The organism is Anoxybacillus mongoliensis, assembly GCF_014201515.1.
Classification (GTDB): Bacteria; Bacillota; Bacilli; order Bacillales; family Anoxybacillaceae; genus Anoxybacillus; species Anoxybacillus mongoliensis.
The window spans coordinates 58,861-75,535 of record NZ_JACHEQ010000005.1 but is presented as its reverse complement, the minus strand read 5'-3'; the positions used below and the strand labels follow the sequence as shown (position 1 = coordinate 75,535).

General features: G+C 43.1%; 11 protein-coding genes. 3 read left to right on the top strand and 8 right to left on the bottom strand.

All coding sequences use genetic code 11. The annotated features are described in order from the left end of the window. Window positions 1-64: 64 nt before the first annotated feature. From HNR43_RS06270 to gabT, 3 genes are read right to left on the bottom strand one after another with little or no spacing between them, the layout of a single operon-like run. Complete coding sequence (locus HNR43_RS06270) at window positions 65-1,444, bottom strand: APC family permease (protein ID WP_183242248.1); 1,380 nt, start codon at window positions 1,442-1,444, stop codon at window positions 65-67. A 14-nt stretch (window positions 1,445-1,458) separates the two neighbouring features. Continuing rightward, entirely contained in the window at window positions 1,459-2,901 is a 1,443-nt protein-coding gene (locus HNR43_RS06265) for an aldehyde dehydrogenase family protein (RefSeq protein WP_183242246.1), read from the bottom strand. Further along, complete coding sequence (gene gabT / locus HNR43_RS06260; RefSeq protein WP_183242244.1) at window positions 2,901-4,202, bottom strand: 4-aminobutyrate--2-oxoglutarate transaminase; 1,302 nt, start codon at window positions 4,200-4,202, stop codon at window positions 2,901-2,903. The genes HNR43_RS06265 and gabT overlap by 1 nt, the downstream gene beginning before the upstream one ends. Before the next feature lie 409 nt (window positions 4,203-4,611). Here gabT and HNR43_RS06255 point away from each other — a divergent pair, with 409 nt between their 5' ends. Together HNR43_RS06255 and HNR43_RS06250 are read left to right on the top strand one after the other, a co-directional pair. Next, window positions 4,612-5,769 carry a CaiB/BaiF CoA transferase family protein gene (locus HNR43_RS06255; RefSeq protein ID WP_183242242.1) on the top strand — a complete coding sequence of 386 codons (1,158 nt, stop codon included), beginning with the start codon at window positions 4,612-4,614 and terminating at the stop codon, window positions 5,767-5,769. Next, window positions 5,756-6,949, top strand: coding sequence for an acyl-CoA dehydrogenase family protein (locus tag HNR43_RS06250; RefSeq protein ID WP_183242240.1), 1,194 nt, complete (start codon window positions 5,756-5,758; stop codon window positions 6,947-6,949). The genes HNR43_RS06255 and HNR43_RS06250 overlap by 14 nt, the downstream gene beginning before the upstream one ends. Before the next feature lie 20 nt (window positions 6,950-6,969). Here HNR43_RS06250 and HNR43_RS06245 read toward each other — a convergent pair whose 3' ends face one another. The 5 genes from HNR43_RS06245 to gltB all read right to left on the bottom strand — a co-directional run bounded on the left by HNR43_RS06245 (window position 6,970) and on the right by gltB (window position 15,642). Beyond that, complete coding sequence (locus HNR43_RS06245) at window positions 6,970-7,296, bottom strand: DUF3870 domain-containing protein (protein ID WP_032101467.1); 327 nt, start codon at window positions 7,294-7,296, stop codon at window positions 6,970-6,972. A gap of 84 nt (window positions 7,297-7,380) precedes the next feature. After that, a complete protein-coding gene (ilvD, locus tag HNR43_RS06240; RefSeq protein ID WP_183242238.1) occupies window positions 7,381-9,063 on the bottom strand; it encodes a dihydroxy-acid dehydratase in 1,683 nt (560 codons plus the stop codon). A 111-nt stretch (window positions 9,064-9,174) separates the two neighbouring features. Next, entirely contained in the window at window positions 9,175-9,534 is a 360-nt protein-coding gene (locus HNR43_RS06235) for an alpha-helical endospore appendage domain-containing protein (RefSeq protein WP_183242236.1), read from the bottom strand. A 66-nt stretch (window positions 9,535-9,600) separates the two neighbouring features. Further along, on the bottom strand, window positions 9,601-11,061 hold the full coding sequence (locus tag HNR43_RS06230; RefSeq protein WP_183242234.1) for a glutamate synthase subunit beta: 1,461 nt from the start codon (window positions 11,059-11,061) through the stop codon (window positions 9,601-9,603). A 36-nt stretch (window positions 11,062-11,097) separates the two neighbouring features. After that, window positions 11,098-15,642 (bottom strand): glutamate synthase large subunit, encoded by a 4,545-nt coding sequence (gene gltB, locus HNR43_RS06225; RefSeq protein WP_221248208.1) that lies wholly within the window; start codon window positions 15,640-15,642, stop codon window positions 11,098-11,100. Between the two features lie 119 nt (window positions 15,643-15,761). Between gltB and gltC the strand changes: the two genes are divergently transcribed. After that, window positions 15,762-16,661, top strand: a complete 900-nt coding sequence (gene gltC, locus HNR43_RS06220; RefSeq protein ID WP_183242232.1) for a glutamate biosynthesis transcriptional regulator GltC — start codon at window positions 15,762-15,764, stop codon at window positions 16,659-16,661. Window positions 16,662-16,675 lie beyond the last annotated feature (14 nt).

Sequence of the window (16,675 nt, the reverse complement as noted above, 5' to 3'; positions counted from 1 at the left end):
CATGTATACACAAATGAAATCGTTTTATGACCTCACAAACAAAAAGAGGAGCATATTCGCCCCTCTACATCCGATGTACATGTTCTGTTTGTTCCATCGCTTTTTTCTTTATTCGTCCGATGAAAAACGCACCAATGACCCACCATCCAATAAATATGAGCCACTCATACGGCCAGACGAGCTGTGATGGCATGCCTGGCATATATAACACAATAAATCCAAGCGACAACACAAGGGCAATCCAACCAACGATCGATGATTGACCGACTTGAAACGGTCGTGGCATATTCGGTTCTTTTTTACGTAATGCAATAAATGACCAAGCAACAAGGAAATAAGCGATAATGATGGAGAACCCTCCTGCATCGACAAGCCAAACGAGCATTGGTCTGCCTAGTAGAGGAGCGAATGTGGCGAGCGTTCCAATAAATAAAATCGCGTTTGATGGTGTTTTGTATACAGGGTGGATGTGGGCAAACCATTGTGGAAGAAATCCTTCTTTTGCCATCGCATAGAGTACGCGACTACCTCCGATAATAAATGCGTTCCAGCTTGTCAAAATACCTGCTAATCCCCCGATAATAAGCACTTTCGAAAAAAACGAACTGCCTAACGCAGCAGCCATCGCATCTGCTGTTGGAAGCGATGAATTTGTTAACACATCGTCTGGTAAAATGTAAGATACCGCAAATACAACGGCGACATAAAACAAAACAGCTAAAGCGACAGATAAAATAAGAATTTTTCCAATAGAACGTTGCGGGATTTTCATTTCCTCTGCCGTTTGAGGAATGACGTCAAAACCAACGAACATAAACGGTGTCATAACTAGTACAGCGAGTAACCCAGCTGAACCGTCTTTAAAGAACGGCTGCAAATTTGCTGCTTCTCCGTTTACAAGTGAACCACCTAAAAGCGCCATGCCGACAAGAAAAATGACAAACGTCAATACAACTTGTAAAAAAGCGGCACTTTTTACACCACGATAGTTAATCCACGTAATGATGATGGAACCGAGCATACCAATCATTACCCAGGAAGCGTTCACATCCCATCCGGCAATTGTCCAAAGATAACCAAATTTAAATGTCGGGAATAAATACTCAATTACCGTTGGAAGCGCAACTGCTTCAAATGCTACAACCGATAAATAACCAAGGGCTATTGCCCAAGCAGCGATAAACGAAGCTTTAGGACCGAGGGCACGTAAAACGAAATAATGTTCTCCTCCTACTTTCGGCATGGCTGATGATAACTCCGCATACGTTAAACCGACAAAAATCACCAGAATTCCCCCGATTAAAAAAGCGATGATCGCACCAAACGCACCCGCACTCGTGATCCACGTACCTGAGAGCACAACCCATCCCCAACCGATCATCGCACCAAATGCCAATAACAACACATCGAGTTTCGTTAATACTTTATGAAACTGTTGATCCATTACATGTCCCCCTTTCACATGTTTGGATGTGGTCGAATGGAAATCGTTTGATACGCTGTAAAAAACTCAATGGCCGCTTGCCCTTGTTCGCGCGTACCTGAACTTGATTGCTTCATCCCGCCAAAAGGTGCTTGTGGTTCTGCCCCCCCTGTTTCACCGTTCACTTGCACCATGCCTGCTTCGATATGTTCAATAAAGTAAAGCGCTTTCGATAAGTTGTTTGTAAATAATGACGCACTTAAGCCATAAATGCTGTCGTTTGCCATTTCAATTGCTTCATCAATAGATGCTGCTTCTACAATCGACAACACAGGTCCAAAAATTTCTTCTCTTGCAATAATAGATTGATGGGAAACAGAATCAAATACAGTTGGCTCAATATACCAGCCTACATCATCGCTCGCTCCCCCTCCAATAAGCAGTCGTCCTTCTTGTTTTCCAATATGGATATAGCGCTGAACGGTTTCAAATTGTCCTTTCGATACAACCGGCCCCATCGTCACTTGTTCATCCATTCCATTGCCGACACGAATGCGCTTCACATGTTCAGTGACACGTTCTCGAAATACGTCCATGACTTCTTTTTCAACGAATACACGACTCGTTGCTGTACAACGTTGTCCCGTTTGCTTCATCGCTCCTTCTACAACAAGTCGAGCAGCAAAATCGACATCCGCGTCACTTAAAACGATCGCTGGATTTTTCCCGCCAAGCTCAAGTTGATATTTCGCCCCACGAGCTGCTGCTTTTTTCGCAATTTCACTACCAATTGCATTCGAACCAGTAAACGTAATCGCATCAACCCCATCATGCTCAACAATCGCATCGCCGATGGAACTACCGCGACCAACAACTAAGTTTAAAACACCTGGAGGTAGCCCTGCTTCTGCAAACAATTCAACAATGCGAGCGCCAGTCGCACTTGCTTCTAGCGCAGGCTTAAATACGACCGTATTACCGTAAACGAGAGCAGGAGCGATTTTCCAGACCGGAATGGCGAGCGGAAAATTCCACGGAGCAATGACTGCGACAACACCGACAGGAACACGCTTTGTAAAAAATAAGTTTTTAGCATCAAACGATGGTAGAACGTCACCAATTTTCCGCAATCCTTCCCCGGCATAATAACGTAAAATGGCTGCGCTACGATACACTTCTCCTTTCGTTTCGGCAAAACGTTTCCCCATTTCTTTCGTAGCCAATTGTGCCAATTCATCGGCATGTTGCTCAAATAACTGAGCGACCTTTTGTAAGTACGCGCCACGTTCTGGGGCGGCCGTTTGCGCCCATTTTCTCTTTGCTTTCACCGCAGCCAACACCGCCTCATCTACATCATGAACAGATGAACCGGCAACGATTGCAACAAGCTCTTTTTTGTCTGCTGGATTGTAGCGTTCAATTATTTCATGTTTCCCTTCAATCCATTGTCCATCGATATAATTTTTCACTTCACGCATCATTTCACCACCTTTTGTTGTACTTCTGCTAGTAAGTCACGCAAAACTGAAAATCCGCGCTCTAGTTGTTCATCGGTCATCACAAGTGGCGGTAAAAAGCGTACAACATTACTGTACAGTCCTGCGCTTAAAAAGATGACTCCACGTTTCCACGCATTAGAAACAATATGTGCCGTTTGTTCTTTCGCCGGCGTTTTTTGATTGCGATCTGTCACAAGTTCAATGGCACACATCGCTCCAAGCCCACGTACGTCTCCAATGATGTCAAACTGTTGCTTCATTTCGGTTAAAAGCGTCATCATTTTTTCACCCAAATGACGGGCACGCTCAATAAGCTGTTCTTCTTCAATCACATCTAAAACAGCGAGTGCAGCTGCACATGCAAGCGGACTTCCAGAAAACGTACCGCCAAGCTGACCAACTTCTGGTGCATCCATTATTTCACTTCGGCCAACGACCGCACTAATCGGTACACCCGCCCCCATCGACTTTGACAACGTCATTAAATCAGGCGCTACTCCAAAGTGCTCCATCGCAAACATACGCCCAGTTCGAGCAAAACCCGTTTGAATTTCATCAGCAATCATCACGATGCCATGCTCATCGCAAATGCGGCGAATCGCTTGCATAAACTTCGCTGACGGAACAACAAACCCACCTTCTCCTTGTACAGGTTCAATAATGATCGCGGCCACATGATCAGGCGCCACTTCCGCAGTAAAAAACTGTTGCAGTGCTGCTATTAACTGTTCATCCACCTCATCTGCTGTTTGTCCGTTTGCCCGATAATAGTATGGGTATGGAAATTTATACACCTCTGGAGCAAATGGACCAAATCCTTTTTTATATGGCATGACTTTGCTCGTCAGCGACATCGTCAATAACGTCCGACCGTGATATCCCCCTGTAAACGACACAATCGCAGGACGCCCCGTGTACTTTCTTGCAATTTTCACCGCATTTTCAACAGCTTCTGCTCCACTATTTAAAAAGATCGTTTTTTTTGGAAAATCGCCCGGTGTTAACTGATTTAATTTTTCTGCTAATAACACATACGATTCATAAGGTGTCACATGAAAACAAGGATGAATAAATGCTGCTGCTTGTTGCTGAATGGCAGCGACGACTTTCGGATGACAATGTCCGACGTTTTGTACGCCAATTCCTCCGGCAAAGTCGATATATTCGCGATCATTTATGTCTCGAATGATCGCTCCTTTTGCTTCTTTAATAAAAATTTCTGTCACATTATACGGAGCCCGCGCAACTGCCTCTTTTCTTCGTTCCATCCAATTCGACATTATCTCTCCCCCTTCGACAAATAAAAAGCCAGTTTAATCATCGTGATGACACAATGACTAAACTGGCTGGTGCTTATGTGTTTCTCGCCGATGAGACGAGTAAAATAAGCTCCACAGTTTTTTGCTTATTTGCTTTTATTTTAAGACAATCTTTTTTGTTTTGTCAAACTATTTTTAAAATAAAAAATATTTACAAAATAAACATATTGCTTTATACTGAAAATAGCTAACCCCACCAAACAACGAACTGTTTGGCCTCGGATAGCAACGTAACTATCTCTTGAAGAACTGTTCCGATTCGACCGACTTTCTTTTCGAAAGGCACGCTCGAATCGTTTATGCCAGTTCCTTTCCTGTACGTTTGAGGGAGGGACTGGCTTTTTTATTACAAAAATATGGAGGTGAACAGATGGCGGGAGCTTTAGATGGCATTCAAGTGATTGATTTAACACGCGTTCTTGCCGGTCCATATGCCACGATGATTTTAGGTGATCTCGGGGCGGATGTTATTAAAATCGAAGCACCTGGTGGATCGGATGATACACGATTTTGGGGACCACCGTTTCAAAACGGCATGAGCGCTTACTATGCGGCAGTCAATCGAAATAAGCGAAGCATAACTGTCAACTTAAAAGAAGAAAGTGGAAAAGAAACAATTCGTCAGCTTACAAAAACAGCCGATGTCATCATTCACAATTTTAAAACCGGAACGATGGAACGACTCGGACTTGGATATGACGATCTTTCCACCATTAATCCGAAGCTCATTTACTGTTCCATTACCGGATTTGGTGAGACGGGGCCGTATCGCCATTTAGCTGGCTACGATTATATTATTCAAGCGATGAGTGGTTGGATGAGTATTAACGGTACAGAACAATCTGGGCCATTGAAAGTCGGTGTCGCTGTCACAGATATTTTTACAGGTTTATATGCCGCCATTGCCGTGCAAGCAGCGCTCATCGCTCGGGAAAAAACAGGAAGCGGTCAAAAAATTGATTTAAGTTTATTTGACTGTGCCATTAGCGCCCTTGTGAACGTCGCTTCAAATTATTTAATATCTGGCGAAGTGCCAAAACCGTTAGGAAATGATCATCCAAACATCGTTCCGTATTCAACGTATGAAGCAAGCGATGGTTTGCTTGTTGTCGCTGTTGGAAACGACCGACAGTTTCAAGCACTATGTGAGTTATTAGAAGATCAAACGATTGGTGGGGATGAACGGTTTCAAACAAATGCCGGTCGAGTCGCCCATCGTCATGAACTCAATCAACGACTAAATGACGAATTAAAAAAGAAATCGCGTGCAGAATGGCAACGATTATTTGAACAAAAAGGCATTCCTTGTGGTCCTGTGCATACGCTCGATCAAGTGTTTCAACATCCACAAACGCTCGCACGAAATATGATTATTCGCATGGATCACCCAGATGTCGGTGAGTTAAAACTTGTCGGAACACCGCTAAAGTTTTCACATACACCGGTCACATATCGATTGGCGCCACCACTCGCAGGAGAACATAACCATTTATTTATTAAAGGAGGAAGTAAACATGATGAACTTTGATTTCACGCAAGAACAAGAAATGTTAAGACAAACCGTGAGAAAATTTGTTGATAAAGAAATTTTACCTCATATTAAAGAATGGGATGAACGAGGCTATTTTGATCCAAACATTTTGAAGCGCTTAGCGGAATTAAATTTAATGGGTGTATGTATCCCAGAAAAATATGGTGGAATGGGGATGGATTATAATTCATTAGCTATTGTTTGTGAAGAACTAGAACGTGGGGATACAGCGTTTCGCACCGCTGTTTCTGTCCATATCGGCCTAAATAGCTTAACACTGCTTCAGTGGGGAACAGAGGAACAAAAGCAAAAATATCTCGTGCCACAAGCAAAGGGAGAAAAAATTGGCGCATTCGGATTAACCGAGCCAAACGCTGGTTCAGATGTTGCGGCTATTTCGACAACAGCTGTACGTGATGGAGATGACTATATTTTAAACGGACAAAAAACGTGGATTTCTCTTTGTGACATCGCTGACTACTTCATTGTTTTTGCTTACACAGATAAATCGAAAAAACATCGTGGCATTTCTGCTTTTATCGTTGAACGTACAATGCCTGGTTTTTCATCACGTGCCATTAAAGGAAAACTCGGCATTCGTGCAGGCAATACAGGCGAACTATTTTTCGATAACGTGCGCGTCCCGAAAGAAAATTTACTTGGAGAAGAAGGAGAAGGATTTAAAATTGCTATGTCGGCACTCGATAATGGAAGATTTACTGTTGCTGCTGGGGCATGTGGTTTAATTATGGCTTGCTTGGAAGCAAGTGTGAAATATTGTCACGAACGAAAAACGTTCGGGAAAGAAATTGGTCGTCATCAACTTGTACAACAAATGATCGCAAATATGGAAGCAGGCTTACAAATGAGCCGCTTGCTCGTATATAAAGCCGGATTTTTGAAAAATAAAGGGAGAAGAAATACGCGCGAAACATCGCTAGCGAAATGGATGGCGTGCGACTTTGCCAACAAAGCGGCTGACGATGCCGTACAAATTCACGGCGCATATGGTTATTCAAATGAATATCCAGTCGAACGGTATTTACGTAACTCCAAAGCTCCGGTCATTTATGAAGGAACGCGCGAAATTCATACAATTATGCAAGCAGAGTACGTCCTTGGCTATCGTCAAGACAAACCGCTCCGAAAAATGCTTCCAGCTTGGGAAGAAAAATAGAAGGTGGCTCGTGCCACCTTCTATTTTTCTGTATGCATTTTTTCTTCGAGTTTACAATATTGTTTATACAAATCTTTTAATGCTGCACATAAAGCTTGATTTGCTTTTCCTAAATATCCTTCATGTAATTGAGCAAGCGGTTCGTCGATTCCGTCTTTTAATGAATGACCTTTTAACAACCGTGCCACATAATCACGACCGTGCTCTGTTGCTAACGTACAAGAAGCATCAACGATGACGCCGTACTTTTTATCTACTTCTGCCGTAATCGTCAACGTATCAAATACGCTTTTTGCCGCCATTCCTGAAGGCAATCGCGCATGACCGGCAATAAATTGCGTATTCATCTCCCTCACTCCCATTATCGCTTTACTTCTTTCATTATAACGGAAGCTTGTTTTGGATTTACGAACAACCTTTCGACAAATTTTTTAAATTTTCATAATTCCGCCGGTACTTGCCGATGTGACAAGTTTTGAATAGCGAGCTAAATAACCTGTCTTCACTTTTGGTTCGAATCCTTTCCAGTTTGCTTTTCGTTTTTCCCATTCTTCTTCTGGAACGTGAACATCAATCGTTCGTTTCACAACGTCAATAACAATATGATCCCCATTTTCCACAAAAGCGATCGGTCCCCCTTCAGCTGCCTCTGGCGATACGTGTCCGATCGATAAGCCGCGAGAAGCGCCAGAGAAACGACCGTCTGTAATGAGCGCTACTTTCGTACCCAATCCCATCCCAACAATTTGCGATGTCGGGGCTAACATTTCCGGCATGCCCGGTCCACCTTTTGGTCCTTCGTAACGAATGATGACGACATGCCCAGGTTGTACTTTTCCTGCCGCAATGCCTTCAAGTGCTTCTTCTTGAGAATCAAATACGATCGCTGGTCCTTCATGACGTGTAATGCCACCTTGAATGCCACCTGTTTTAATAATGGCACCATCTGGCGCTAAATTACCGAACAATACAGCTAGTCCACCTGTTTCTGAATACGGATTGTCAATTGGACGAATGACTTCATAGTTTTTTACTTCGCACCCTGCAATGTTTTCACCAAGTGTTTTGCCCGACACCGTCAATGCATCTAAATGAAGTGTGCCTTCTTTTTTCGACAATTCATACAATACAGCCGATACGCCACCCGCTTCATGCAAATCTTCAATATGCATATCTGATGCTGGTGCCAATTTTGCTAGATGCGGCACGCGAGATGCGACCTCGTTAATGCGCTCAAGCGGATAGTTAATGCCTGCTTCATTCGCAATCGCTAACGTATGTAGTACTGTGTTCGTCGAACCACCGAGCGCCATATCAAGTGCGAATGCATTGTCAATTGCTTTTTCGGTGACGATATCACGTGGTTTAATATCATGCTCGATTAAATACATTAACTGCTGAGCTGAACGTCGTACAAATTCTTTTCGTGCCGGATCAATCGCTAAAATCGTGCCGTTGCCTGGGAGTGCCAAGCCAAGCGCTTCAGCTAAACAGTTCATCGAATTCGCTGTAAACATTCCTGAACAAGAACCACAAGTCGGACAGCCGTACTGTTCAAGTTCTTGTAACCCTTTTTCATCAATTTTTCCTGCTTGATACGCTCCCACTCCTTCAAATACAGAAGAGAGCGAAATCTTCTTCCCATCGCTTGTGACTCCGGCCTTCATCGGCCCCCCGCTTACAAAAATGGTTGGAATGTTTAAACGCATCGCTGCCATCATCATACCAGGTGTAATTTTATCACAGTTTGGAATGCAAACCATGCCATCAAACCAATGAGCAGAGATAACTGTTTCAACGGAATCAGCAATAATTTCACGGCTTGGCAACGAATAGCGCATACCGATATGCCCCATCGCGATGCCATCATCGACTCCGATTGTATTCATTTCAAACGGCACCCCACCTGCTTCACGAATCGCTTCTTTCACGATTTTCCCAAACTCTTGTAAATGAACATGACCTGGAATAATATCAATATACGAATTCACGACCGCAATAAACGGTTTATGAAAATCTTCTTCTTTTACTCCTGCCGCGCGCAATAAACTACGATGTGGCGCACGGTCAAATCCTTTTTTAATCATATCGCTCCGCAAAACAAATCCCTCCATCTTTTCTGAACTTGTTAAACATTGTAACACTTTTTTAAATAAAATGACAATTCCAAAAAAATAAAAATCCCTTTATCCACAAACATTGTAGATAAAGGGGGGCATGTTCATTTATTGGTCGCAGTCTGCTTTATCTTTATGTTTTTTTCTCTTTTGTTCATGAAGAAGCTGAATTAAATCACTAACATCTTCTAGTTTAAATTGTAATAACATTTGGTTTTTCAGTACCGTCCTTAGCGTTCGCTCTACTGAACGGTTCACTTTCAGCAAATCGTGAAGCGATTGTGCTTTCGTTCCGCTTGCGCTTGTCGTCAACGTGCCTAATACTGCTTGCAACTTTTCTGCTTCTGCATTCATAATATGAGCTAAACTCAGCTCTTCTAATGCGATCGATGCAAGTAATAGCGATAGCACATCTTCTTCATCTAAGTCAATGTCCGGTTTAATGTTTGGGATGTTTGGAAAAGACAAGTAGATCATCTCCTTTTTTTCATGATACCTCAATATATGCACAAAAAAAGGAGATGATTCATTCTCTTAATGCTTCCTTAGGAAATCGTTCACCGCTCTCGCCGCTTCTCGTCCTTCGTGAATCGCCCAAACGACAAGGCTTTGTCCACGCCTTGCATCGCCTGCTACAAATACTCCTTCGATATTCGTCTTGTATCTTGGCGCCTTCGCCTTTTTGTTTACTGTTTCTACTCCAAATTGTTGTAAAAGTGATGGCTCTGGTCCCTCAAAACCGATGGCAATCAACACGATGTCACACGACCATACTTTCTCTGTACCCGGAATTTCTTTAAATACAATACGCCCATGTTCATCTACTTTTTTTTCCATATGAATCGTATGCAATTCTTTTACTTTTCCATTTTCATCGCCGACAATTTTTTTCGTTTGAATACAATATTGTCGTGGATCGGAACCAAACTTCGCTTCCGCTTCTTCATACGCATAATCAACCGTAAAAACAAGAGGATATTGAGGCCACGGATTATCATCCGTACGCTCTTTAGGCAACGAAGGGTGTTTACCGAATTGCACAACGCTTTTACATTGTTGACGAAGTGCAGTTGCCACGCAGTCTGCTCCTGTATCACCGCCACCAATAACGATGACATGTTTATGTTTTGCATCAATAAACGTCTCATCCTTTTCACCGGTCAACAACCATTTTGTTGTGACTGTTAAATAGTCCATCGCCAAATGAACGCCCGCTAATTCTCGTCCTTCGATAACAAGATCGCGTTGTTTTTGCGCTCCGATACAAAGCACAACAGCGTCGTATCGTTTCCGTAGTTCATCGACGGTAATATGCTTGCCAACTTCTGTGTTTGTAAGAAACGCAATTCCTTCTTCTTCAAGTAAACGCACACGTCGTTCAACGACATCTTTTCCAAGTTTCATATTTGGAATGCCATATGTTAACAAACCACCTATGCGATCCGCACGCTCATACACAGTCACAAAATGGCCTGCTTGATTTAATTCGTCTGCACATGCTAAGCCGGCAGGTCCTGATCCGATCACCGCTACCTTTTTTCCTGTGCGCTTTGTCGGTACGCGCGGTTGAACCCAGCCTTCTGCGAATGCTTTGTCGATGATTGCTCGCTCAATTCCTTTAATGGCTACCGCTGAATCAGAAATAGCTACTGTACATGACCCTTCACATGGTGCTGGACAAACGCGCCCTGTAAACTCCGGAAAGTTATTCGTTTTTACTAACCGTTCAAACGCTTCTTTCCAACGTCCACGGTATACAAGATCGTTCCATTCTGGAATGAGATTGTGAATCGGGCATCCTGACGTTAAGCCATTTAGTTCCATTCCCATATGGCAAAATGGCGTACCGCAATCCATACAGCGGGCGCCTTGACGCGCTAACGTATCGTTTGAAAATGGAAACGCATATTCTTCCCAATCATGTAACCGAGAAAGCGGATCACGCTTTTTTTCTTCTTCACGAACATATTCCATAAATCCTGTTGCTTTCCCCATCGTTCTCCCCCTTTCTTTTTTTACAGAAGCGATCGCTTACTTTGCGACCACTTCAATTCCTTTTTCAACGACGACACCTTTTTTTCTTGCGACCGTTTCAAACGCCTCAAATACCGCTCCGTCATCCGACAACCCGCGTTGCTTCATCGCTTCAATTGTCTCAATCATAAGCTTATAATTTTTCGGAATGACTTTGATGATGTCTTTCACAACTCGTTCCCAATTTGCAAGCACATACGCTGCTTTTGGGCTTTCTGTATATTCGTAATGTTTCATAATCATATGTTGCACATCTCGTATTTCGTTTTCGTCGACTAATGACTCAAATAAAACGAGTTCACAGTTCGCGCGTTTTTTCCACACATCGTCATCAGCAAGTACGTATGCTATACCGCCGGACATTCCAGCGGCGAAATTTTTCCCAACAGAACCGAGGATGACGACACGTCCACCCGTCATATACTCACAGCCGTGATCCCCAACACCTTCAACAACTGCGTGAACGCCGCTATTTCGAACGCAAAAACGTTCGCCAGCCCGACCACGAATGTACGCTTCACCGCTTGTTGCACCGTAAAACGCAACGTTTCCAATAATGACTTGATCGTTGCATGCAAACGTCGCTTCATGCGGCGGTCGAATGATTACTTTTCCCCCTGATAAACCTTTACCGACATAATCGTTCGCATCACCGACTAATGTCATCGTCATTCCTTTTGGCACGAACGCCGCAAAACTTTGTCCTGCTGAACCGTGAAAACTTAGTTGAATCGTATCTTCTGGGAGACCTTCTTCCCCGTATCGTTTCGATATTTCGCTCCCGACGATCGCACCGACAGTTCGCTGCACGTTGTTAATGCGTACGTGCAATTGCACAGGCTCTTTCTCCTCTATTGCTTTCTGTACAGCTGGCAAAATAGTTTCATAATCTAACGTTTGCTCAACACGGTGGTCGTACGATTTAGAAAACGTGCGCGATCCTTCCACTTGATACAACAGTCTCGATAAATCAAGATGTTTCGCTTTCCAATGTCGCTTTGCCCGCTCGCTTACTTTTAACACGTCTACCCGTCCAACCATTTCGTCGATCGTACGGAACCCGAGTTGCGCCATCATCTCACGCACTTCTTGAGCGACAAAATACATGAAGTTTACAATATGTTCTGGCTTTCCTGTAAATTTTGCCCGCAGTTCTGGATTTTGCGTCGCTACACCGACTGGGCACGTATCTAAATGACAAACGCGCATCATGACACATCCTAAAACGACAAGTGGAGCTGTTGCAAAACCAAACTCTTCAGCGCCAAATAACGCAGCCATGACAACATCGCGACCAGTCATTAATTTTCCATCTGTTTCTAATACGACGCGATCGCGCAGTCCGTTTAACATGAGCGTCTGGTGCGTCTCAGCTAAACCGAGTTCCCAAGGAACCCCCGCATGTTTAATGCTCGTTTTCGGTGAAGCACCTGTACCGCCGTCATATCCGCTAATGACGATGACGTCTGCACCGCCTTTAGCTACTCCCGCAGCAATCGTACCAACACCAGATTTTGCAACAAGCTTCACGCTAATGCGCGCATGACGATTCGCATTTTTCAAGTCGTAAATGAGTTGCGCTAAATCTTCGATAGAGTATATGTCATGGTGCGGCGGCGGTGAAATAAGTTCTACACCCGGCGTGGAGCCGCGCACTTTTCCGATCCACGGATATACTTTATTCGCAGGAAGTTGTCCCCCTTCTCCCGGTTTCGCTCCTTGCGCCATTTTAATTTGCAGTTCATCCGCATGAACTAAATAATGACTTTTCACACCGAAACGACCGGATGCGACTTGCTTAATCGCACTGCGACGGAAGTCACCATTTTCATCTTGTACATAGCGTCGCGGATCTTCGCCACCTTCTCCGCTATTGCTCTTTCCACCGATGCGATTCATCGCAATCGCAAGCGCCTCATGAGCTTCTTCGCTCAAAGAACCGTATGACATCGCTCCTGTTTTAAAGCGACGGACGATCGCTTCTACCGGTTCAACTTCTTCAATCGGAATAGGCGTACGCGTTTCGTCAAACTCAAACAAATTGCGCAAAAACGTTAGTTGTTCTTCATTCGCCATGTTTGAGTATTGTTTAAATAACTCATAGTCATTTTTTCGACATGCCCATTGTAACGTATGAATCGTTTTCGGATTAAACGCATGATGTTCACCGTTTTTACGCCATTGCAATTCACTTCCAGAATCTAATGTTTGATCATAAGATGTGTGGAACGCTTGCATATGACGCATCTTTGCTTCTTGGGCAATTTCATTCAAACCAATTCCACCAATTTGTGATGCTGTGCCGGTAAAGTATTGATCGATGACATCATTCCCGATACCGATCGCTTCAAAAATTTGCGCTCCGCGATAACTTTGCACCGTGGAAATGCCCATTTTAGACATCACTTTGACAACACCGTCTGTCGCTGCTTTTTTGTACGTTTCGACTGCTTTTTCGTATGTGGAATGAAGCACTCCTTTTTCAATCGCTTCTCGAATAGTCGCAAATACCAAATATGGATTGATGGCATCTGCCCCATAGCCGATTAACGCCGCAAAATGATGCACTTCACGCGCTTCTCCAGTTTCCACGATTAAACTCACTTTCGTACGTGTTCCTGTTCGAACGAGATGTTGATGTAAAGCACTGACCGCAAGGAGTGATGGAATGGCTACACGTTGTTCGTTTATGCAACGGTCTGATAAAATAAGCAACGTCACACCAGAAGCAATCGCTTCATCCGCCGCTTCACATAATTCATCCAGCGCTTCTTCTAAACTATGTGTAAAAACTGTTGACAACGTCACACTAACAAATTCACGATACGGACTCATTCGAACTGCTTTTAATTGTTTGTTCGTGATTATTGGTGACTCTAATCGAATGCGACGAGCCGAAGATGCATCTAGGTTTAACAAATCTCCTTCTTTTCCAAGCAACGTAACTGTGGATGTAACGATATATTCACGAATCGCATCGATCGGCGGATTTGTCACTTGTGCAAACAGTTGCTTAAAATAGTTAAATAAACTTTGCGGTCGATCGGATAAAACCGCTAACGGCGTATCGTTCCCCATCGCCCCAGTCGGATCTTTTCCTTCCTTCGCAATTGGAATAATTGTTTTTTCGACATCTTCATACGTATATCCAAACGCTTTTTGCCATGTCAAAAGGTTGTCAAACGGTTGTTCCTGCTCATCTTCTGCACATTCGTCAACAGAAATCATCTGTTCATTTACCCATTGACGATATGGTCGTTCATTGGCGATTTGACTTTTTATTTCTTCATCAGAAATGATTCGCCCTTGTTCAAAATCAATAAAAAGCATTTTTCCAGGGCTTAATCGTTCTTTGTATAAAATGTTTTCCGGAGCTACATCAATTACTCCAACTTCCGATGAAAAAATAATATAGTCATCTTTTGTCACATAGTAACGAGCTGGACGAAGACCGTTTCGATCTAAAATGCCACCAATTTGTTTTCCGTTTGTGAACACAATGGCCGTCGGACCGTCCCACGGCTCCATAAGACAGCTATAATATTCATAAAATGCTTTTTTATGATCATCCATTTCTTCATCCCAATACCACGGCTCCGGAATGAGCATCATCGCTGTTTCAGCGAGCGATTTTCCAGCTAACACAAAAAACTCAAACGCATTATCGAGCATGGAAGAATCGCTTCCGTTCGTATCTAAAATCGGAAGTACTTTTTGTAAATCTTCACCAAAAACAGGTGATGAAAATTGTTTTTCGCGCGCCATCATCCAATGAATATTGCCGCGCAACGTGTTAATCTCTCCGTTATGAATTAAATAGCGGTTCGGATGTGCCCGCTCCCAACTCGGGAACGTGTTCGTGCTAAAGCGCGAGTGAACGAGCGCAAACGCCGAACGAAATCGCTCATCTTGTAAATCGATATAAAAGGCATCTAGTTGCTCAGGGGTGACTAGTCCTTTGTAAACAATTGTGCGGCTTGATAAACTAGCAAAATAATATTCATTGTTTTTCACTAGCTTTTCCGCTCGTTTACGAATGACGTATAATTTACGTTCAAAATGTTGCTCATCGGTTACATCATCGCCCGCTGCCACAAAAAGCTGTCGAATAAATGGACGACTTTGTTTTGCTAATGTTCCAAGTTTTTCGACATCAACAGGTACATCTCGCCATCCAAGTAACGTCTGCCCTTCTTCATGGACAATATCATGAATTTGCTGTTCCAACATTCCCCTCTTTTGCTCATCATGTTCAAAAAAGAAAACCATCCCTACTCCGTAACGTCCTTTTGCGGGGAGTGAAAATGAACAAACGGATCGAAAATAATCATCAGGAATTTGCACCATGATTCCAGCTCCGTCACCTGTTTGCGGGTCGCTTCCTTGACCGCCGCGATGTTCCAATTGGCGTAGCATATGAAGACCTTGCTTTACAATATGATGAGAAGCTTCACCTTTTAAGTGAGCATACAAACCGATCCCACATGCATCATGTTCAAACTGCGGACAGTACAATCCTTGTGCTTTTGGTAAACCTCTCATATGAATCCCCCATTCCGTCATCATGTATGTATAATTGTAGATTTCAATAATCATACAAACAATATATAATTTAGATAATATTCATCTCATTTTGAGAACGATAACAAGAGGTGGAAGAAATGGAGTTAAGGCAATTGATCTATTTCACGGAAGTTGCCAAACGGGAACATGTGTCAGAAGCCGCTGAAGCATTGCATGTTGCGCAATCTGCTGTCAGTCGTCAAATTGCAAACTTAGAGGATGAACTTGGGGTCAAGTTATTTGAACGAGAAGGAAGGAATGTGAAATTAACACCGATCGGACGCCACTTTTTACAACATATTGAATCAGCGTTAAAAGCGATTGACTATGCGAAACAACAAATTGAAGAATATTTAGATCCCGAACGAGGAACAATTAAAATCGGCTTTCCAACAAGTCTTGCAAGTTACACGATGCCGATGGTCATTTCAACATTTAAGCAACAACACCCGCACATTTCTTTCCATTTACGCCAAGGTTCTTATAAGTTTTTAATCGAGGCAGTAAAAAAACGAGAAATTGATTTAGCTTTTTTAGGCCCTGTACCAACAGAAGAAAAAGGCATTCAAGGCGATATTTTATTTACCGAGTCGTTCGCCGCACTCATTCCGACAGATCATCCACTTAATCAAAAACGAAGCATTGCTTTAAGCGAATTACGACATGAGCCTTTTGTCATGTTTCCAGAAGGATTTATTTTGCGTAAAATTGTTGAAGATGCTTGCAAACAAGCCGGCTTTTCTCCAATCATTTCGTCAGAAGGAGAAGATTTAGATGCAATTAAAGGACTTGTCTCGGCAGGGATTGGCGTTACTTTGTTGCCAGAAAGCACATTTTACGAAACAACACCCCGTTATACAGTCAAAGTACCGGTTGAACTTCCACTCGTCCGCCGCAATGTCGGCATTATTTTACCTAAATATGAACTTGCACCGTCTGTCAACGTATTTTATCAATTTGTAAAACAATTTTTCACCATGTTAGATCAATACCAGTAAGCCAGCTGATATAC

Excerpts from the sequence above, each read along its gene's own strand:
- HNR43_RS06270 (WP_183242248.1), bottom strand. The coding sequence starts at position 1,444 with ATGGATCAACAGTTTCATAAAGTATTAACGAAACTCGATGTGTTGTTA.
- HNR43_RS06265 (WP_183242246.1), bottom strand. The coding sequence starts at position 2,901 with ATGCGTGAAGTGAAAAATTATATCGATGGACAATGGATTGAAGGGAAA.
- gabT (WP_183242244.1), bottom strand. The coding sequence starts at position 4,202 with ATGTCGAATTGGATGGAACGAAGAAAAGAGGCAGTTGCGCGGGCTCCG.
- HNR43_RS06255 (WP_183242242.1), top strand. The coding sequence starts at position 4,612 with ATGGCGGGAGCTTTAGATGGCATTCAAGTGATTGATTTAACACGCGTT.
- HNR43_RS06250 (WP_183242240.1), top strand. The coding sequence starts at position 5,756 with ATGATGAACTTTGATTTCACGCAAGAACAAGAAATGTTAAGACAAACC.
- HNR43_RS06245 (WP_032101467.1), bottom strand. The coding sequence starts at position 7,296 with ATGAATACGCAATTTATTGCCGGTCATGCGCGATTGCCTTCAGGAATG.
- ilvD (WP_183242238.1), bottom strand. The coding sequence starts at position 9,063 with ATGGAGGGATTTGTTTTGCGGAGCGATATGATTAAAAAAGGATTTGAC.
- HNR43_RS06230 (WP_183242234.1), bottom strand. The coding sequence starts at position 11,061 with ATGGGGAAAGCAACAGGATTTATGGAATATGTTCGTGAAGAAGAAAAA.
- gltB (WP_221248208.1), bottom strand. The coding sequence starts at position 15,642 with ATGAGAGGTTTACCAAAAGCACAAGGATTGTACTGTCCGCAGTTTGAA.
- gltC (WP_183242232.1), top strand. The coding sequence starts at position 15,762 with ATGGAGTTAAGGCAATTGATCTATTTCACGGAAGTTGCCAAACGGGAA.